This window comes from Streptomyces dryopteridis (assembly GCF_049606955.1).
Classification (GTDB): domain Bacteria; phylum Actinomycetota; class Actinomycetes; order Streptomycetales; family Streptomycetaceae; genus Streptomyces.
This window is the reverse complement of the sequence record NZ_CP187114.1, coordinates 1,425,648-1,444,253: the sequence shown is the minus strand read 5'-3', so window position 1 is coordinate 1,444,253 and position 18,606 is coordinate 1,425,648. Positions and strand designations below refer to the sequence as shown.

Here is an 18,606-nt window from a genome sequence, read left to right as displayed (position 1 = left end):
CGCGTCCTCCTGCGGTCCGGGCCCGGGCGCCCGGGCCCTCCCAGGGAAGCACACCGGCGGGAAGCACACCGCCGGGAAGCGCACCGGCCCGCGCGCCCGTCAGGACCCGCCGGTTCCCTTGGGCGCCGCCGCGCGCAGCGGGGCGGTGTGTTCGCGGATCTGTTCCGGGGTGAGGTAGGCGTCGGAGTACTCGAACTCGCGGAGGGTGCCGGCCTTGCGGGACTGGAAGCCGGTGCGCACGAAGTCGTCGCCGGCCACCGCGTTGAGCAGCCAGTTCGTCATCACCCGGGTCTTGGCGACGGGGGTCCGCAGCGCGGCCCAGTGGTAGCCGCGGGCCACCGCCTGGGCCGCCGTGCCGTGCAGTTCCACCCCGAGCGGCTTGGAGACGGCGTCGCGGCCCCCGAGGTCGACGACCAGGCCGAGGTCGCGGTGCACGTAGCCCCGGGTGGGCCGGCCGCGCAGGTGGGCCAGGACGTTCTCGGCGACCACCTTGCCTTGGCGCTGGGCGTGTTGGGCGGTGGGCGGGCAGATCGCGTCCCCGCCGGCGGCGAGGTCGGGGACGGCGGCGGCGTCGCCGAGGGCGAACACCCCGTCGGTGCCGGGCACGGACAGGTCGGGGCGGACCACGAGCCGGCCCTTGAGGGTCTCGGTGCCCACGGTGGCCATGAGCGGGCTGGCGGCGACGCCCGCCGTCCAGATCAGGGTGCGGCTGGGCAGCGTCCGGCCGTCGGTGAGGGCGACGGTCTCGGCGTCGACCTTCGCCACCGACACGCCGAGGGAGACCTCGATGCCGCGTTTGCGGAGGATCTCCAGGGCCACCGCGCCGAGTTTCTCGCCCAGTTCGGGCATCAGCCGGGGCGCGAGGTCGACGAGGTGCCAGTGGATCTCGCGGGCGTCCAGCCGGGGGTAGCGGGACACCGCGTTCAGGGTGAGCCGTTGCAGGCACGCGGCGGTCTCGGTGCCCGCGTACCCGCCGCCGACGACCACGAACCGCAGCCGCGCGGCCCGTTCCTCCTCGTCCTGCGAGGCGTCGGCGAGGTCGAGTTGGGCGATCACGTGGTCCCGGAGGTAGGCCGCCTCGGCGAGGGTCTTCATGCCGCGCGCGTGGTCCACGAGGCCGGGGATGTCGAAGGTGCGGGTGATGCTGCCGGGGGCGAGGACCAGCACGTCGTACGGCAGGTCCACGACCTGGTCGGTGATCGTGCGCACGACGCACACCCGGGCCGCCGTGTCCACGCCGATCGCGCCGCCCGGCACGATCCGGGTGCGGTGTCGGCGGCTGCGGCGCAGCGAGCAGGCCACCGACTGCGGGGTCAGCACCCCGGAGGCCACCTGCGGCAGCAGGGGCAGGTACAGCTGGTAGGAGAACGGCGTGACCAGGGAGATCTCGGCCTCCCCCGGTGCCAGCCGGCGCTCCAGGGTGCGCACGCACTCGACGCCTGCGAAACCCGCGCCCACCACCAGGATCCTCGTTCGCGCCACGACTCGTTCCCTTTCGCGGGTGTGTGCGCGGGGCCGGGGGCTCCGCGCCTGCCTCGTTTCCGTGCCTTGTCCGCCGTGCTCGTGCGTCCGCCGTGCCCGGCTCCAGCCTGGTGCGGGGGCGCGGGGACGGCACCCCGGGTCCCGCGAACGGGTGACGCCGAGGCTTGTCCCGGGTGCCGGGCTCAGTGCTCGTCGGGGCCCGCCTCGGGCGGGCCGATGCCGTCCACGTCCTCCGGTTCCACCTCGATCAGCGTGAACGGGCCCGCCTGCGGGCCGTCCGCCTCCAGCATCCGCACCAGATGGCCGGGCAGCGGTCCGACGAGGGTGATCGGCACCATCCGGTGCAGTTCGACCAGCCAGGACACGAGCTCCGGATCGGCGTACGTCACCCCGCGCAGGTCCAGCACGAGCTGTTCGACGCCCTTCGCGAGCACGGTCTCCTCCCCGATCGCGCCCAAGGGTCCGAGCGCCGCGCTCCACTTCGCCCTCGCACTGGATCAACCGCACCGGCCCGAGGGACTTCTCGACCGTCACCCGCACGTCCATGACACCTCCCCGCCGTCCTGCGTCGTCCTGTTCCTCCCGCGTCTGACCGGGCAGGGCGGACTCAAACGTGCTTGTCGGGTTCTCCGAGTTCCGGGGGCCCGGCCGGGGCGGCGGATGGTGGTTGTGACAAGGCCCGGTCCGAAACGTTGCGCGGGCCCGGGTCGGGGGCGCAGGATGCTCGCGCGAGTGGTTCGGTCGCGCCGTCGGCGTGGGCCGCCGGCCCGGTGTCCTGCCGCACTCGCGCCCGATCCTCCGCGACCCGCCGCCGCCCTTCGGGGTCGCCGCGTCGCCGGGGGTGGGAGGCGCCGGCGTCCCGTCCGGGGCGTGACGACGTACGGCGAGCGGAAGCGGGGCTGCACGGCCATGGGTTCTTCGGTGGATCGGATGGAGGACGAGCTGCGGGCGCTGTCGCTCGTCGAGGCGCGGCGGGCCGGTGAGCGCCTGTACGCGGAGATCGCGGCCCGGGGGCTGGTCGTGGCGGGCACGAGCGCGCGGGAGTTGTCGGACCGGATACGGGACCTGGGGGCGGCGCTGCTCGGACCCCGGCGGATCGCCCCGGTGCCGCGTCCCTCCGACCCGCCCGACGCGGCGGGCGCGGCGGCGCCGGCGGTGCCCGTGCCGGTCGGGTTGCCCCGGTGGGTGGTGCGTTCGGGCCCGGACACCGTGACGATCGACGGCGGCGCGCCGGCGGCGGACCGGCCGATCGCGGAGTCGGACGTGGTGTGCGTGGACCTGGGGCGGCTGCTCGGGGCGTACGAGGGCGGGTTCGCGCGGACCTTCGTGCTGGGGGCGAACCCGGCGCGGCTCGCGCTGCTGCGGGACCTGCCGGCGGTGCACGCGGCGGGCCGGGAGGCGTACCGGCGCGATCCGGGGTTGACGGGGCGCGGGCTGTACGAGGTGGTGGCGGCGCGGGCGGCGGAGGCCGGTTGGGAGCTGGGCGGGCCGCACGTGGGGCATCTGGTCGGGGAGCCGGCGTACGGGGGCGGGCCGGAGGGGGCGTACCTGTGGCCGGAGAACGACGGGCCGTTGCGGTGTCGGGACGGTGCGGGGCGGCGGGCGCACTGGGTGCTCGACGTGCACCTGGTGGCGCGCGACGGCGGTTTCGGCGGGGTGCACCGGGACCTGCTCGACCTGGTCTGAGCGGGTGCGGTTCGCGGGGCGCTACATCGAAGGATGCAGTGGGGGGCCGGGCGGGATCGTCACGCGGGACGACGCGGTGGGCGGGGCTGCTCGGCGAGGCTGGGGAGGTGCCGTCCGGGGGTCCTCGGGGCGGCCCGCCGAGAGGAGTACGTCGTGGTCGTCGCCCTGATCATCGCCTGTGAGGTCGGCTTCTGGGTGTTGCTGGCGCTGGGCCTGGGCCTGCGCTACGTCGCCCGGATGCCCCGGCTGGGCGCCGCCGTGTTGCTGCTGGAGCCGTTGTTGGAGCTGACCCTGTTGGTGGTCAGCGTGATCGACCTGCGCGGCGGGGCCGAGCCGAGCTGGCGGCACGGGCTGGCGGCGGCGTACATCGGGTACACGGTCGCGTACGGCAAGTACACGATCGACTGGTTGGACGGGCACGCCGCGTACCGGTTCGGGGGCGGGCCGAAGCCGCCGGGCTCGTCGTACGGCCGGGAGCGGGCGGTGCACGAGTGGAAGCTGTGGGGGCGGACGCTGATCGCGGCGGTGGTGGCCTGGGGGCTGTTGCAGGGCGCGGTCTGGTTCGTGGGGGACGCGGGTGACACGACGGCGCTGCGGTCGTGGCAGTACGGGGTGTGGCGGGTGGCGGGCATCCACGCGGTGATCGCCCTGACGTACACGATCTGGCCCAAGCGGCCCAAGCGCGACGCCGACGACGGCGCGCCGGCGGGCGACGGCGAGGAGCGTTGGGACGGCGTGGCGTACGGGCGGCGGGCGCGGCGCAAGGCGGAGGCCGAGGTGTTCGGCGAGGGCACGTCGCGGCATCACGGGGAGCGGGACCGGGGGGAGCGGGACCGCGCCGACCGCTGGTGAGGGGCGGTCGCGGGGGCGGTCGCGGGGGCGCTCGTTCGGCGCAATCGGCGGTGCGGGGCGCGGGCGGGGGTGTGAGGCTGCGAGGGTGACGACCCAGACCTCCGCCTCCCGTCCCGCGTCGGGGCCCTCCCGGCCGTCCGCACCGCCCGTGCTCGACGTGCGCCGGCGCAACGTGGTCTTCGGGACCATCGTGCTCGGCATGTTGTTGGCGGCGCTGGACCAGACGATCGTCGGGTCGGCGCTGCCGACGATCGTCTCGGACCTCGGCGGCGCCGAGCACATGTCGTGGGTGGTGACCGCGTACCTGTTGGCCGAGACGGTGGCCACGGTGCTGGTGGGCAAGTTCGGTGACCTGTTCGGCCGCAAGTTGATCTTCCAGGTCTCGACGATCGTGTTCATCGTGGGCTCGTTCCTGTGCGGCCTGTCCTCGAACATGGGGCTGTTGATCGCGTGGCGCGGGGTGCAGGGCATCGGCGCGGGCGGGCTGATGGTGACCTCGATGGCGCTGATCGCCGACGTGATCCCGCTGCGGGAACGCGGCAAGTACCAGGGCGCGATCGGGGCCGTGTTCGGGGTGTCGACGGTGATCGGGCCGCTGCTGGGCGGGCTGTTCACCGACCACCTGAGCTGGCGGTGGGCGTTCTACGTGAACGTGCCGATCGCGATCGTGGTGGTCGCGGCGGCGGCGCGGACCATTCCGTCGGTGCGCTCGGCGGTCCGGCCGGTGATCGACTACCTGGGCATCGCGTTGGTGTCGGTCGGGGCGAGCGCCCTGATCCTGGCGACGAGTTGGGGCGGCAACGAGTACGCGTGGTCCTCGCCGGTGATCATTGGGCTGTTCGCGGGCGGGGTGCTGGCCCTGGCGGCGTTCTGCCTGGTGGAGACCCGGGCGAAGGAGCCCATGCTGCCGATGCGGCTGTTCGGGAATCCGGTGTTCGCGGTGTGCTCGGTGCTCAGTTTCATCGTGGGTTTCGCGATGCTGGGCGCGATGACCTTCCTGCCCACCTACCTCCAGTACGTGGACGGGGACTCGGCGACGGTGTCGGGGCTGCGGACCCTGCCGATGGTGGCGGGGCTGCTGCTGTGCTCGATCCTGAGCGGCAACGTGGTGAGCCGGACCGGCACGTACCGGATCTTCCCGATCGTGGGCTCGGTCGTGATGGGCCTGGGCCTGTGGCTGTTGTCGCTGATGGGGCCGGAGGTGTCGATCTGGCTGGAGTCGCTGTACATGTTCGTGCTGGGCTGCGGCATCGGCCTGTCGATGCAGGTGCTGACGATCGCGGTGCAGAACACGGTGGACTACGTGGACCTGGGCACGGCCACCTCGGGCGTGACCTTCTTCCGCACCCTGGGCAGCGCCTTCGGCACGGCCGTGTTCGGGACCCTGTACGCGAACTCCCTCGGCCCGAACCTGACCTCGGGGATCACGGAGGCCGCGCGGGCCACGGGCACGGCGCCGGCCGAACTGGCGACGGCCGCGAAGTCCCCGTCCGGGGTGCACGCGCTGGCGCCGGAGGCGGCGGGGCCGATCGTGCGGGCGTACGCGGACAGCCTGCACACGGTGTTCCTGTGGACGGTGCCGGTGGCGGCGATCGCGTTCGTGGTCGCGCTCTTCCTCAAGCAAGTGCAGCTCCGCGACACCGCCCGCTCCTCCTCCACCGACCTGGGCGAGGGCTTCGCGCAGCCGACCGGCGCGGACTCGCAGCGGCTGCTGGAGGCGTCGATCGCGCGGATCGTGCGCGGCGCGGACCTCGACACCGGACGCTCCATCGTGACCGCGTCCGGCACCCGGCTGGACGTGGCGGGGGCGTGGGCGCTGATGCAGGTGGAGCTGAGCACCCGCGCGGTGGGGCACGCCAACCTGAACCTGATCGCGGGCCGCCGCCGGATGCCGCCGGAGGTCCTCGCCCCGGTCTTCGACCGGCTCGTCGGCGAGGGCTACCTGACCCGCACCGACCGCTTCCTCCAGCAGACCCCGGCGGGGACGCGGGAGGCGGAGCTGATCGGGACCGCCTGGTCGGACTGGCTGAACGCGGAGCTGGAGAGGGACCGGGGCCGGCCGCGCAGCGCGGAACTCCGCTCGGCGGCCGACGCGATCGCCAAACGCCTCATGGCGGAAGACCTCTCCCACGGCCTCCCCACCCCCACGAGCACCGGAGCCCGCTGAGGGCTCCGGGACCGGCGGGCCCTCAGGCGCGGGGGGTCGGGGGGTGGGTGCTCCAGCGGAACCAGGCGCGGTCGTCCTCGATGTGGAGCAGGAACTCGGCGGCCGGGCCGGTCGGCGACCGCAGGGTGAGGGTGGCGGCGATCGGGGCGTACTCCTCGTCGAAGCGCCCGTACTCCCCGGCGTCGAGGACCGCGAGGGAGCGCGCGAACCAGGGCGCCACCTCGGCGAAGGCGGGGCCGGGCCGGAACCGGCCGCGCAGCCAGGGGAACTCGGCCTCGTCGACGAGGATCTCGCCGAGCGGTTCCCCGGACCGCTCCAGTCGCCACACCTGACCCACGAATCCCATGGCGCTCCCCCACCCGTCCCCTCGTGCCCGACCCCTCCCCGGGACCCTTCCCGGCCGCGGCGCCGGCGACCCGCCCACGTCGATCGCGGACCGGATCCGTCCGCGATCGACGGCAGGATGGGGGGATTCGGCCGAGACGAGGACGAGGAGCCGCCCCGTGACCCCCGCACCCCCCATGACCCCCGTGACGGTCCGACGCGGGGAGGCGGGCCGATGAGCGCCCTGCTCTCCGCGCGGGCCCTGAACCGGGCGAGTCTGGCCCGTCAGTTCCTCCTCGAACGGGCCGCCCTCCCCGCGCGCGAGGCCGTCTCGCACCTGTGCGGGCTCCAGGCCCAGGAACCGCAGGAACCGTTCGTCGGCCTCTGGTCGCGGCTGCGGGGGTTCGACCCGGCCGAACTGTCCGGGCTGCTGACCGACCGGCGGGTGGTCCGCACCCACCTGATGCGCCGCACCGTCCACCTCGTGACCGCCGAGGACGTCCTGGCCTGGCGTTCCCGCCACGACGCGATGCTGCGGCAGCGGGTCCTCGCCACCTACCGGGAGGAGCTCGCGGGCGCCGACCTCGACGCGCTGCGCGCCGGGGCCCTCGACGTGCTGGCCGACGGGACCGCGCGGTCCATGTCCGAGCTGGCCCGGGAGGTCGGCGCGCGGATGCCCGCCCCGCCCACCCGGCCGCTCGGGGAGCTGCTGGTGGCCGCGCTGATCCCGATGGCGCAGCTCCCGCCGCGCGGGCTGTGGCGGCACAAGGCGGGGGTCCGCAACCTGCCGGTGGCCCAGTGGCTGGGCCGCGAGGTGGACCCGCCGGCCGACGCGGGGGCGGCCGACGCGGAGGACGCCGTCGGGCGGAGCCTGGTCCTGCGCTACCTGACGGCCTACGGACCGGCCGCGTCGGCGGACCTGCGGGCCTGGTGCGGGCTGTCGGGGCTGCCGGGCGCGGTCAAGGCGGTCCGGCCGGAACTGGTGTCCTTCCGCGACGGCCGGGGCCGGGAGCTCCTGGACCTGCCCGACGCGCCCCGCCCGGATCCGGACACCCCGGCCCCGGTGCGGTTCCTGCCCGCGTTCGACAACGCGATCCTGGGCTATCAGGACCGGAGCCGGATCATCGACGACGAGCACCGGGGCCTGTCGGTGGCCGGGGAACGGGTGGTGCTCGTCGACGGCCGGGTCGCGGCCACGTGGACGGCGCCGGCGGACGGCGGCGCGGTGACCGTGTGCCCGCTGGGGGCACTGGGCCGCGCGGAGCGGGCGGCGGTGGCGGCGGAGGGCTCGGCGCTCGCCGCGTTCCTCTCCGACGCGGCCGGTGACGAGGTCCGCTTCGCCGACCGGTGACGGCCCGTTGCCGGCCCGGACCGGCGGTGAGAGGCTGCGGACACCGGCACCGACACCGGTACCGACACCTCACCGGGGGAAACCGTGCACACGATCACCGCCACCCGCCGCCGCGCCGCCGCCGCGGCCCTCGCCGTCCTCCTCACCGCCGCCCTCACCGCCATGGGCGCGTCCGCCCCGGCCTTCGCTAAGGCGGCGGGCGACAAGAAGGTGGAGGTCATCAAGTAGCCCGCACGGGTCGGGCGTCGGCGCCGTCCGGGATCCGGGTGATCGTGGTGGGGGAAGGGCGCGCCGGGTGGGGTCCGTCGAACGGGGGAGGCGGCGGCAATTCCGGTCCCCGCGCTCCCCCTCGCGCGGGGCGGGGTCGGGCGTCCGGGGTCAGGCGTCCAGGGTGAGGTCCGTGGTGGGGACGGAGCTGCACGTGAGGACGTCGGCGGGCGGGAGGTCCTCGGACGGGGTGACCAGGTGCGCGGCCTCGCCGGCCAGCACCGTGCACGCGCAGGACTCGCACTGCCCGACCCGGCAGCCGCTGGGCATCCGCACGCCGGCGCGTTCGCCGAGGTCGAGGAGGGGGCCGTCGCCCTTGCGCCAGATCGCGGTGCGTCCGCTGCGGGCGAAGGTGACGGTGTGGGCCGCGTCGTCGGGGATGTCGAGTTCCCGGCGGGCGGGGCGGAAGACCTCGCTGAAGATCTCGAACCGGGGCACCCCCCGGGCCCGCAGCCCTTCGGTGACGGCGTCGAGCATGGGCTGCGGGCCGCACAGGTAGAAGCGGGCGCGGCGGGCGATGAGGTCCGCGTCGATGTCCGCGGCGCCGATGAAGCCGGTGCGGTCGTGGAGGCCGGCGGCGGTGTCGGCGGGGGTGGGGGTCGCGTAGTGGTCGACGATCCGCAACGTGGGGATCCGGGCGGCCAGTTCGCGGAGCCGGTCGCGGAAGGGGTGTTCGGTGGAGTCGGGGTTGCCGAAGTGGAGGACGACCTCGGGGACGGTGCCGCCGCCGGCCGCGAGGGTTTCGAGGTGGGAGAGGAAGGGGGTGATGCCGATGCCGCCGGCGATGAGGACGACGGGGTGGTCGGTGTCGGTGGGGACGGCGAAGGTGCCGGCGGGGTTGGTGACGTGGAGGGTGTCGCCGACGCGGGCGTCCCGGTGGACGTGGGTGGAGAAGACGCCGCCGGGCACGTGTCGGACGGCGAGGGTGTAGGCGGTGCGGTCGGGGTCGACGGCGGGGCCGGTGAGGGAGTAGCTGCGGGCGTCGGCGGGGTCGGCCGGGGTGCCGTCGGGGAGTTCGGCGCGGACGGTGAGGTGTTGGCCGGGGCGGAAGTCGGGGAGGGGGAGGCCGTCGCGGGGGGTGAGGGTGAGGGCGCGGACCCCGGGGGTGACGGTGTCGAGGGCGGTGACGGTGAAGGGCCGGGTGCCGGTCCAGGTGCCGTCGGCGGGTGCCGGGCTCAGCCGGCAGGCGGCGGCGCGCAGGGGGACGGCGCCGCTGAGGGGGTCGGTGTCGCTGTGGTCGACGAGCCGGTTGTAGTTGCTGCCGCCGGCGGAGGCGGGGTCGGCTCCGGGCAGGGCGAGGTCGGGGGCCTGTTGCCACCAGCCGTACTCGCCGATGACGACGCCGGGGTGGAGGGAGTCGTCGAAGCGGGCGCGCAGGCGGATGGTGCCGGTGCGGGTGGTGAGTTCCACCCATTGGCCCTCGGTGACGCCGTGCGCGGCGGCGGTGTCGGGGTGCAGGTCCACGCTCGGGTCGCCGGCGCGGCGCCGCAGGGCGTTGACGCCGCGGTGCTGGCTGTGCACGAAGTACCCGTGTTTGGCGCAGGTCAGCACGAGGGGGTGGTCGGCGTCGACGGGGGCCGGGTCCCGGTGTTCGGGGACGGGCGGGTAGCCGTGGTCGGCGAGGCGTTCGGAGTAGAGCTCGACGCGGCGGGTGGGGGTGTTGAACCCGGCCACGGTGCCGTCGCCGGTGGGCGCGGCGTGGCGGCGGTGCTGTTCGGGGCGCGGGACGCGGACCCCGCCGGGGGTGGCGCGCAGGGCGTCGGTGGTGAGGCCGAGGGGTTCGAGCTGCCAGTTCCAGGCCGCGTCGATGTCCCCGTCGAAGAATTCGGCGCCGAGGCCGATCCGGCGGGCGAGGTCGAAGACGACCTCGGTGTCGGAGCGGGTGCCGGGTACCGGGTCGACCATGCGGGGCCGCAGTTGCACCTGTTCCTGGGCGCGCGGGCCGATCTCGAAGCCGAAGCGGAGGGCCTCGTGTTCCCAGGCGCTGTTGACGGGCAGCACGATGTCGGCGGTGGTGCTGGTGGGGTTGTGGAAGAGGTCGAGGTGGACCTGGAATTCGAGGGTGCGCAGGGCGGCGGCGACGCGGTCGGAGTCGGGTTGGGCGACGACGAGGTTGGAGCCGAAGCCGACGAGGGCGCGCACGGGGTAGGGGCGGCCGGTCTCGACGGCGGTGCACAGGTCGCCGGCGTTGACGTAGCCGGTGGCGGGCGGGCCGAGGGGGTGCTTGTCGAGGCCGAGGGCCTTGGCGCGCTGTTCGGGGGCGAACTGGCCGGGGTGGGTGGCGGGCCGGTAGGCGGGGGCGGGGGCGAGGTGGTTGCCGCCGGGGGCGTCCCAGGAGCCGGTGAGGGCGTAGAGGGTGGCCAGGGCGCGTTCGGTCTGGGAGGCGTTGGCGTTCTGGCCGACGCCGGTCCAGCCGTAGTAGGTGACGGCGGGGGAGGCGGCGATCTCGGCGGCCAGGGCCCGGATCTCCTCTTCGGGGATCCAGGTGGTGGCGGCGGTGCGTTCGGGGGTCCAGGCGGCGCAGGCGCGGGCGTACTCGGCGAAGGCGGGGACGCAGTGCACGGAGCCGCCGTCGCGCAGCCGGACCCGGTAGCGGCCGCGCAGGGCGAAGCGCTCGGGGTCGTGGGCGGCGCGGGCGGTGTCGTAGGGGGCGGCCCCGCAGATCCGTTCGTCCCAGACCACGAACGCGTCCTCGACCTCGGCCCCGTCGCCGGGCCCGCCGGTCAGGGCGGTGCGCACGGGGAGTTCGGCGGCGCGCAGGAAGTGGCCGTTGTCGGTGCGCACGAGCAGCGGGCCGTTGGTCCAGGAGCGGACGAACTCCTCGTCGTGGCCGCCGGTCTCGATGAGCAGGTTGGCCAGGCCGAGGGCGAGCGCGGCGTCGGTGCCGGGGCGCACCCGCAGCCAGTGGTCGGCGCGCAGGGCGCTGGTGGAGCGGCGCGGGTCGACGACGGCGAGTTTGGCGCCCCGGCTCTGGGCCTCGGAGAGGGCCGCGGACTGGGAGAGCCAGGTCTTGGCGGGGTTGAAGCCCCACAGCAGGGCGAGGGAGGTGTGGGCGTAGTCGGGGGGCGGCAGGGGCGCGCCGAAGGTGAAGGCGTGCGCGAAGTCCTTGTGCCAGTTGCACAGTTCGGCGCTGTAGACGGTGTTCGGGCTGCCGAAGAGGCGGATGAGGCGTTCGATCCACTCGGTGGCGTCGGAGACCATCGTGCCGGAGGGGGTGGCGACGGCGAAGGCGACGGATTCGGGGCCGGTCTCGTCGGCGATCGTGGTGATCCGGTCGGCGATCTCGGCCATGGCCTCGTCCCAGGAGATCTCCTCCCAGCCGGGGTCCGGGTCGGTCTTGGGGGTGGTGCGGCGCAGGGGTGAGGTGAGCCGGCCGGTGCCGTGCGCGATCTCGGCGACGGCCCGGCCCTTGGGGCACATCGCGGCGCCGGTGGGGTGCTCGGGATCGGGGCGGACGCCCGTGATCCTGCCGTCCGTGATGGTGTAGATCGCCCCGCACCGGGACTTGCACAGCGTGCAGTACCCGTGCTTTTCCACCGCCGTCGTCACGTCCTCGACCTCCGTACGCGCCGGGACGGTGCTCGGGGACCGCCCCTGTCTCCTCCCATTGCACGCCCGTTTGATCGATCGTTTCGCTGCCATAGGACCTGACCTGCCGGGCCCTTTGACCTGCGGATACGTACCGTTTCCGGATCGGCGGGGGGTCGGGTGGCCCGGGCCCCGTCGGGGGGCGTCAAGAACGCGACAAGGCGGTCGGTGGCGGCGTATGGGAGGCGTCAGGACGGCGGGGTGGAGGGGCGCGGGGGTCGTCTGATGAGTGGCGGCCCCTTCGGGGTGCGTACCGCTCGTCTCATTCGATTTCAGGAGATTCACGATGGTCGACGTGGCCTTCGTCGTCACCACGCTCGCGTTCTTCGCGCTCGTGGCCTTCGTCGCCCGGGGGGTGGCGAAGCTGTGAGCGTCGAGAACCTGATCGGCCTTCTCGTGGCCGTCGCCCTGCTCGGATACCTGGTCCTGGCGCTCGTCAAGCCGGAGAGGTTCTGAGGTCATGGACGACCGGATCGCGGGCCTGCTGCAAGGGGTCGCCCTGATCGGCGCCCTCGCCCTGTCCTACCGCCCGCTGGGCGACCACATGGCCAAGGTGTACTCCTCGGAGCGGCACCACCGGCCGGAGCGGTGGATCTACCGCGCGATCGGCGCGAACCCGGACGCGGAGATGCGCTGGCCCGCCTATCTGCGCGGGGTGCTGGCCTTCTCCACCGCGGGCGTGCTCTTCCTGTACGGGCTGCAACGGCTGCAGGGGGTGCTGCCCGGTTCCCTCGGCTTCGCGGCCGTCTCGCCGGCGCAGGCGTTCAACACGGCCGCGTCCTTCGTCGCGAACACGAACTGGCAGTCGTACGCCGGCGAGCAGACCATGGGGCACCTCGTGCAGACGGGCGGCCTGGCGGTGCAGAACTTCGTGTCGGCGGCCGTCGGCATGGCCGTGGCGGTGGCCCTGGTGCGCGGTTTCGCCCGTTCCCGGACGGGTGAGCTGGGCAATTTCTGGGCCGACCTGGTGCGCGGCACCGTCCGGATCCTGCTTCCGCTGGCAGTGGTCGGGGCCGTGGTCCTGGTGGCCTGCGGCGTGATCCAGAACTTCGCCGGGATCCACGAGGTCGGGCAGTTCGCGGGCGGCGCGCGGCAGTGGAACGGCGGGGCGGTGGCCTCGCAGGAGGTCATCAAGGAACTGGGCACCAACGGCGGCGGGTACTTCAACGCCAACTCCGCCCACCCCTTGGAGAATCCGAGCGCCTTCTCCAACCTGTTCGAGATCTTCCTGATCCTGGTGATCCCGTTCTCGTTGACGCGGACCTTCGGCCGGATGGTCGGCGACCTGCGCCAGGGCTGGGCGATCCTGGGCGTGATGGGCGTGATCTGGCTCGCGTTCACCGGCCTGATGACGTGGACGGAGTACGCGCACCACGGGGCGGCGTTCCAGGCGGCCGGCGGGGCGATGGAGGGCAAGGAGACCCGGTTCGGGATCGCGGGCTCCGCGCTCTTCTCCGTGGCCTCCACCCTCACCTCCACCGGCGCCGTCAACTCCTTCCACTCCTCCTACACCGGGCTCGGCGGCGGCCTCCAACTGCTGGGCATGCAGCTCGGCGAGATCGCGCCCGGCGGCGTGGGCTCGGGCCTGTACGGGATGCTGATCATGGCGATCATCGCGGTGTTCATCGCGGGCCTGATGGTCGGCCGGACCCCCGAGTACCTGGGCAAGAAGATCGGCACCCGCGAGATCAAGTTCGCGGCCCTGTACATCCTGGTCACCCCAGCCGTGGTGCTGGGCTTCACCGCCCTGGCCATGGCCCTGCCCTCGGCCCGGGCCTCGATGCTCAACGGCGGCGCGCACGGTTTCTCGGAGGTCCTGTACGCGTACACCTCCGCCGGCAACAACAACGGCTCCGCCTTCGCCGGTCTCAACGCCAACACCGACTGGTACAACGTCACCACCGGCCTCGCCATCCTCCTGGGCCGCTTCCTGCCCATGGTGCTCGTGCTGGCACTGGCCGGTTCCCTGGCCGAGCAGACGCCGGTGCCCGTGACGGCCGGCACCCTGCGCACCGACAAGCCGCTGTTCGGCGGCCTGCTCGTCGGCTCGATCCTCATCGTCACCGGACTCACCTACTTCCCGGCCCTCGCGCTGGGACCGCTCGCCGAAGGGCTCGCGAAATGAGCACCATCACCCCCACCCCCACCCCCACGCCCGCCGCGCACGGGGAGCACGCCGCGAGCCCCGCGGAGCCCACCGCGGGCCGGGCCGGCGCCGGGCTGTTCGACGCGTGGCAGCTGCTCACCTCCATCCCGGACGCGCTGCGCAAGCTCGACCCCCGGGTGATGGTCAAGTCGCCGGTGATGTTCGTGGTGTTGATCGGTTCGGTGGTCACCACCGGCCTGGCGATACGCCACCCCGGCGACGGGTTCGGTTGGGCCATCACGGGCTGGCTGTGGTTGACGACGATCTTCGCGAACCTCGCGGAGGCGGTGGCCGAGGGCCGGGGCAAGGCCCAGGCCGACACCCTGCGCAAGGCCAAGACCGACTCCGTCGCCCGCCGGCTGACCGGGGAGGGCGAGGCCGAGGAGTCGGTGTCGGGCGCGCTGCTGCGGGTCGGGGACCTGGTGGTCTGTGAGGCCGGGGACGTGATCCCGGGCGACGGGGACGTGGTCGAGGGCGTGGCCTCGGTGGACGAGTCCGCGATCACCGGCGAGTCCGCGCCCGTGATCCGCGAGTCCGGCGGCGACCGGTGCGCGGTGACGGGCGGCACCCGGGTGCTCTCGGACCGGATCGTCGTGCGGATCACCACCAAGCCCGGTGAGACCTTCATCGACCGGATGATCGGCCTGGTCGAGGGGGCCGCGCGGCAGAAGACGCCGAACGAGATCGCGCTGAACATCCTGCTGGCCTCGCTGACGGTGGTGTTCCTGCTGGCCGTGGTGACCCTGAAGCCGTTCGCGGTGTACGCGGGGGCCGATGCCCAGACCTCGATGATCGTGTTGACGGCGCTGCTGGTCTGCCTGATCCCGACCACGATCGGGGCGTTGCTGTCCGCGATCGGGATCGCGGGCATGGACCGGCTCGTGCAGCGCAACGTGCTCGCGATGTCGGGGCGCGCCGTGGAGGCGGCCGGGGACGTGTCCACGCTGCTGCTCGACAAGACCGGCACCATCACCTACGGAAACCGGCGCGCGAGCGAGTTCGTGCCCGTCTCGGGGGTGAACGAGGCCGAACTGGCGCGGGCCGCGCAGCTCTCCTCCCTCGCGGACGAGACTCCCGAGGGCCGTTCCGTGGTCACCTTGGCCGTCGAGTCCCTGGGCCTTCCCGCCCGGGACCGCGCGGACCTGGTGGGCGCGGAGTGGGTCGAGTTCACGGCGCAGACCCGCATGTCGGGCGTGGACGTGGACGGCCGCAAGGTCCGCAAGGGCGCGAGCGGGTCGGTCATGACGTGGGTGGCCGAACGGGGCGGGCACGTGGCCGAGGACGCCGCCGACCTCGCCGACCGGATCTCCGAGGCCGGCGGCACCCCGCTGCTGGTGGCCGTGGAGGACGCGGACGGGGCCCGGGTGCTCGGCGTGATCCACCTCAAGGACGTGGTCAAGGAGGGCATGCGCGAGCGTTTCGAGGAGCTGCGGCGCATGGGCATCAAGACCGTGATGATCACCGGCGACAACCCGTTGACCGCGAAGGCCATCGCGGAGGAGGCCGGTGTCGACGACTTCCTCGCCGAGGCCACCCCCGAGGACAAGATGGCCCTGATCAAGCGGGAGCAGGCCGGCGGGAAACTCGTCGCGATGACCGGCGACGGCACCAACGACGCCCCCGCCCTCGCCCAGGCCGACGTGGGCGTCGCCATGAACACCGGCACCTCCGCCGCCAAAGAGGCCGGCAACATGGTCGACCTCGACTCCGACCCGACGAAACTCATCGAGATCGTCGCGATCGGCAAGCAGTTGCTGATCACGCGGGGCGCGTTGACCACGTTCTCCATCGCCAACGACGTGGCGAAGTACTTCGCGATCATCCCGGCCATGTTCGCCGTCGCCTACCCCGGCCTGGACACCCTCAACATCATGCGGCTGTCCTCGCCCGAGTCCGCGATCCTCTCCGCCGTCATCTTCAACGCGCTGATCATCATCGCCCTCGTGCCCCTGGCCCTGAAGGGCGTGCGCTACACGCCCGGCGGCGCGGACGCCATGCTCCGCCGCAACCTCGGCCTGTACGGGCTCGGCGGCCTGATCGCCCCCTTCGTCGGCATCAAGCTGATCGACATGCTCCTCTCCCTCATCCCCGGGCTCTCCTAGGACCAGGACGCGCTGACGCCATGAACACGACCCTGCTCTCCACCACCCGACTGCTGACCGCCGCCCTGCGCGCCCTGCTGGTCCTGACCCTCGTCTGCGGGGTGCTGTACCCGCTCGCCGTCACGGGCATCGCCCAGGGCCTCTTCCCCGGCAGGGCCAACGGCTCGGAGGTCACCGACGCGCACGGGAAGGTGGTCGGCTCCGCCCTCGTCGGGCAGCGCTACGACCTCCCGAAGCGCGACCCGGGCGACCCGAACGAGGCCCCCCGCCCCGACCTGCGCTTCTTCCAGCCCCGCCCGTCCGCGGGCCTGACGACGAACACGATCAACACCGGGCACTCGCTGCTCGTCTCCGGCGCGACGAACCTCGCGGGCGACAACCCGAAGCTGGTCGAGTCGGTGAACGCCGCCAAGGCCGCCGTCATCGCCGACAACTCCACCCCCGGCCACGAGATCCGCCCCCAGGACGTACCGGCCGACGCCGTCACCTCCTCCGGCTCCGGCCTCGACCCCCACATCTCCCCCGCCTACGCCGAACTCCAGACCCGCCGCGTCGCCGAACGCAACAAACTCGACCTCGCGCACGTGGAGAAGCTCGTCGCCGACCACACCACCGGCCGCACCCTCGGCTTCCTCGGGGAACCCACCGTCAACGTGCTCGAACTCAACACCGCCCTGCGGGACCTCGCCGGACACTGACGAGGTCCCGGGGCGGGCCGGGCGGGCGAGGCCGTCGAGCCCGGCCGGTGCCGGTCAGGCCGTGACGATCTCCGGGCGGTAGAGGTCCAGCCACATCGCCAGGTCCAGGGCCCGTTCCAGTCCGCGCCGGGCCGCCTGGGTGGTCAGTGGGCGGGGCGAGCGGGCCAGGCGGGTGAGGGCGGCCCGGTCCACGAGGCCGAACACGTCGTGCGCGGGCTTGGCCAGCAGGTCCTCGGCCTGGGCCCGCAGCGCGGCACCGTAGCCCGGGTCCTGCGTGGACGGGTAGGGGCTCTTGACCCGGTCGTAGACGGAGCGCGGCAGCACGTCGGCGGTGGCCTCGCGCAGCAGGCTCTTCTCGCGCCCGTCGAAGGACTTGAGCGCCCACGGGGTGTTGTGCACGTACTCGACGAGCCGGTGGTCGCAGAACGGCACGCGCACCTCCAGGCCGACGGCCATGCTCGCGCGGTCCTTGCGGTCGAGGAGGATCCGCACGAAGCGGGTCAGGTGCAGGTGGGACATGACCCGCATCCGGTACTCGAACTCGCTCTCCCCGGCCGGCCGGACGATCTCGCGGACGGCCGTCGCGTGGGCGTCGCGGGTGTATCCGTCCAGGTCGAGGCGGGCGGTGAGGTCGGGGGCGAGGACCTCGCCGTCGCTGCCGAAGCGGGCGTCCATGTGCACCAGCCACGGGAAGGTCGCGCCGGCGCGGGCCTCCTCGTCGAAGAACTGGAGGTAGCCGCCGAAGACCTCGTCGGCGGACTCCCCGGACAGGGCCACGGTGGAGTGCCGGCGGATCGCGCCGAACAGCAGGTGCAGGGAGGCGTCCATGTCGCCGAAGCCGGTGGGCAGGTCACGGGCGCGCAGCACCCGGGCCCGCAGGTCGGGATCGGCGAGGGCGGCGGAGTCCAGGACGATGTCCTGGTGCTCGGTGTCGGCGAAGCGGGCCACGTCGTGCACGAAGGGGGCGTCGGGGGTGCCGCGCAGCTCGTCGGCCACGAAGTTCTCGGCCTGGCCGACGAAGTCGACGGCGAAGCTGCGGACCCGTTCCCCGTGCGCGGCCTGGCGCCGGGCGGCGAGCGCGGTCATCGCGGAGGAGTCCAGGCCCCCGGAGAGCAGGGTGCACAGGGGCACGTCGGAGATCAGCTGGCGGGTGACGATGTCGTCGAGCAGCTCGCGGACGTGCGCGATCGTGGCGTCCCGGTCGTCCTCGTGCGGGCGGCTCTCCAGCGCCCAGTAGCGGCGGACGCGGCTGCCGGTGCGGTCGACGGTGACGAGGGTGCCGGGTTCCACCTCGCGCATGCCGTCCCAGACGGCGTGACCGGGGGTCTTGACCATGGTGAACAGCTCGCGCAGGCCGTCCGCGGTGACCCTGCGGCGGGCGAGGGGATGCGCGAGGACGGCCTTGGGTTCGGAGCCGAAGAGGACCCCGTCGGGGGTGTCGTACCGGTAGAGGGGTTTGACGCCCATCCGGTCGCGGACGAGGGTGAGGCTGCCGACGCGGGCGTCCCAGACGGCGAAGGCGTACATGCCGTTGAGGCGGGCGGGGAGCTCGGCGCCCCATTCCAGCCAGCCCCTGAGGACCACCTCGGTGTCGGAGGAGGTCGTGAACCGGTGGCCCCGGGCGGCGAGTTCGGCACGCAGTTCGACGTGGTTGTAGACCTCGCCGGAGTAGACGAGGGTGACGGGCCCGTCGGGGGTCTCGGCGGTCATGGGCTGCCGGCCGCCGGGGAGGTCGATGATGGCGAGCCGGCGGTGCCCGAGCGCGGCCGGGCCCTGGGCCCAGACGCCGTGGTCGTCGGGGCCGCGACAGGCCATCGTCTCGTTCATGGCCCGGAGCTGCTCGACCGCGTCCGGGGCCCCGAGGTCCCGGGAGAAGGAGATCCAGCCGGATATGCCGCACATGGGGAGCCTCCGCGAGGTGTGGTGGAGAGGGCGGGGAGAGG

The 18,606-nt window shown here is 73.6% G+C and carries 14 protein-coding genes; 9 read left to right on the top strand and 5 right to left on the bottom strand.

Annotated elements, in window-relative coordinates; all coding sequences use genetic code 11:
* Positions 1 to 99: 99 nt before the first annotated feature.
* Positions 100 to 1,482 carry an NAD(P)/FAD-dependent oxidoreductase gene (locus tag ACN20G_RS32910; RefSeq protein WP_424216901.1) on the bottom strand — a complete coding sequence of 461 codons (1,383 nt, stop codon included), beginning with the start codon at positions 1,480 to 1,482 and terminating at the stop codon, positions 100 to 102.
* Positions 1,483 to 1,664: 182 nt separating this feature from the next.
* Positions 1,665 to 1,916: a hypothetical protein gene (locus ACN20G_RS32905; protein ID WP_424216900.1), complete on the bottom strand. Its 252-nt coding sequence runs from the start codon at positions 1,914 to 1,916 to the stop codon at positions 1,665 to 1,667.
* Between the two features lie 436 nt (positions 1,917 to 2,352).
* On the opposite strand from ACN20G_RS32905, the gene ACN20G_RS32900 reads away from it, so the two are divergent.
* The 3 genes from ACN20G_RS32900 to ACN20G_RS32890 all read left to right on the top strand — a co-directional run bounded on the left by ACN20G_RS32900 (position 2,353) and on the right by ACN20G_RS32890 (position 6,187).
* Positions 2,353 to 3,168 (top strand): M24 family metallopeptidase, encoded by an 816-nt coding sequence (locus tag ACN20G_RS32900; RefSeq protein WP_424216899.1) that lies wholly within the window; start codon positions 2,353 to 2,355, stop codon positions 3,166 to 3,168.
* A 153-nt stretch (positions 3,169 to 3,321) separates the two neighbouring features.
* The gene (locus tag ACN20G_RS32895; protein ID WP_424216898.1) at positions 3,322 to 4,020 is read left to right on the top strand and encodes a hypothetical protein; all 699 of its coding nucleotides are present in this window, start codon (positions 3,322 to 3,324) and stop codon (positions 4,018 to 4,020) included.
* A 199-nt stretch (positions 4,021 to 4,219) separates the two neighbouring features.
* Positions 4,220 to 6,187, top strand: a complete 1,968-nt coding sequence (locus ACN20G_RS32890) for an MDR family MFS transporter (protein ID WP_424217430.1) — start codon at positions 4,220 to 4,222, stop codon at positions 6,185 to 6,187.
* A gap of 22 nt (positions 6,188 to 6,209) precedes the next feature.
* On the opposite strand, the gene ACN20G_RS32885 is transcribed toward ACN20G_RS32890, so the two are convergent.
* Positions 6,210 to 6,533, bottom strand: coding sequence for a hypothetical protein (locus tag ACN20G_RS32885; protein WP_424216897.1), 324 nt, complete (start codon positions 6,531 to 6,533; stop codon positions 6,210 to 6,212).
* Positions 6,534 to 6,746: 213 nt separating this feature from the next.
* Here ACN20G_RS32885 and ACN20G_RS32880 point away from each other — a divergent pair, with 213 nt between their 5' ends.
* Together ACN20G_RS32880 and ACN20G_RS32875 are read left to right on the top strand one after the other, a co-directional pair.
* Positions 6,747 to 7,862, top strand: coding sequence for a winged helix DNA-binding domain-containing protein (locus tag ACN20G_RS32880; RefSeq protein WP_424216896.1), 1,116 nt, complete (start codon positions 6,747 to 6,749; stop codon positions 7,860 to 7,862).
* A gap of 84 nt (positions 7,863 to 7,946) precedes the next feature.
* Positions 7,947 to 8,090, top strand: coding sequence for a hypothetical protein (locus tag ACN20G_RS32875; protein ID WP_424216895.1), 144 nt, complete (start codon positions 7,947 to 7,949; stop codon positions 8,088 to 8,090).
* Positions 8,091 to 8,240: 150 nt separating this feature from the next.
* Here ACN20G_RS32875 and ACN20G_RS32870 read toward each other — a convergent pair whose 3' ends face one another.
* A complete protein-coding gene (locus tag ACN20G_RS32870; RefSeq protein ID WP_424216894.1) occupies positions 8,241 to 11,678 on the bottom strand; it encodes a molybdopterin-dependent oxidoreductase in 3,438 nt (1,145 codons plus the stop codon).
* A 405-nt stretch (positions 11,679 to 12,083) separates the two neighbouring features.
* On the opposite strand from ACN20G_RS32870, the gene kdpF reads away from it, so the two are divergent.
* From kdpF to kdpC, 4 genes are read left to right on the top strand one after another with little or no spacing between them, the layout of a single operon-like run.
* The gene (gene kdpF, locus ACN20G_RS32865; RefSeq protein WP_424216893.1) at positions 12,084 to 12,173 is read left to right on the top strand and encodes a K(+)-transporting ATPase subunit F; all 90 of its coding nucleotides are present in this window, start codon (positions 12,084 to 12,086) and stop codon (positions 12,171 to 12,173) included.
* A gap of 4 nt (positions 12,174 to 12,177) precedes the next feature.
* Positions 12,178 to 13,842 carry a potassium-transporting ATPase subunit KdpA gene (gene kdpA / locus ACN20G_RS32860; protein ID WP_424216892.1) on the top strand — a complete coding sequence of 555 codons (1,665 nt, stop codon included), beginning with the start codon at positions 12,178 to 12,180 and terminating at the stop codon, positions 13,840 to 13,842.
* Positions 13,839 to 15,965 carry a potassium-transporting ATPase subunit KdpB gene (gene kdpB, locus ACN20G_RS32855; RefSeq protein WP_424216891.1) on the top strand — a complete coding sequence of 709 codons (2,127 nt, stop codon included), beginning with the start codon at positions 13,839 to 13,841 and terminating at the stop codon, positions 15,963 to 15,965. The genes kdpA and kdpB overlap by 4 nt, the downstream gene beginning before the upstream one ends.
* A 20-nt stretch (positions 15,966 to 15,985) precedes the next feature.
* A complete protein-coding gene (gene kdpC / locus ACN20G_RS32850) occupies positions 15,986 to 16,663 on the top strand; it encodes a K(+)-transporting ATPase subunit C (protein ID WP_424216890.1) in 678 nt (225 codons plus the stop codon).
* A gap of 54 nt (positions 16,664 to 16,717) precedes the next feature.
* Here the strand turns inward: kdpC and asnB are convergent, their stop codons facing one another.
* The gene (asnB, locus tag ACN20G_RS32845) at positions 16,718 to 18,565 is read right to left on the bottom strand and encodes an asparagine synthase (glutamine-hydrolyzing) (RefSeq protein WP_424216889.1); all 1,848 of its coding nucleotides are present in this window, start codon (positions 18,563 to 18,565) and stop codon (positions 16,718 to 16,720) included.
* Between the last annotated feature and the right edge of the window lie 41 nt (positions 18,566 to 18,606).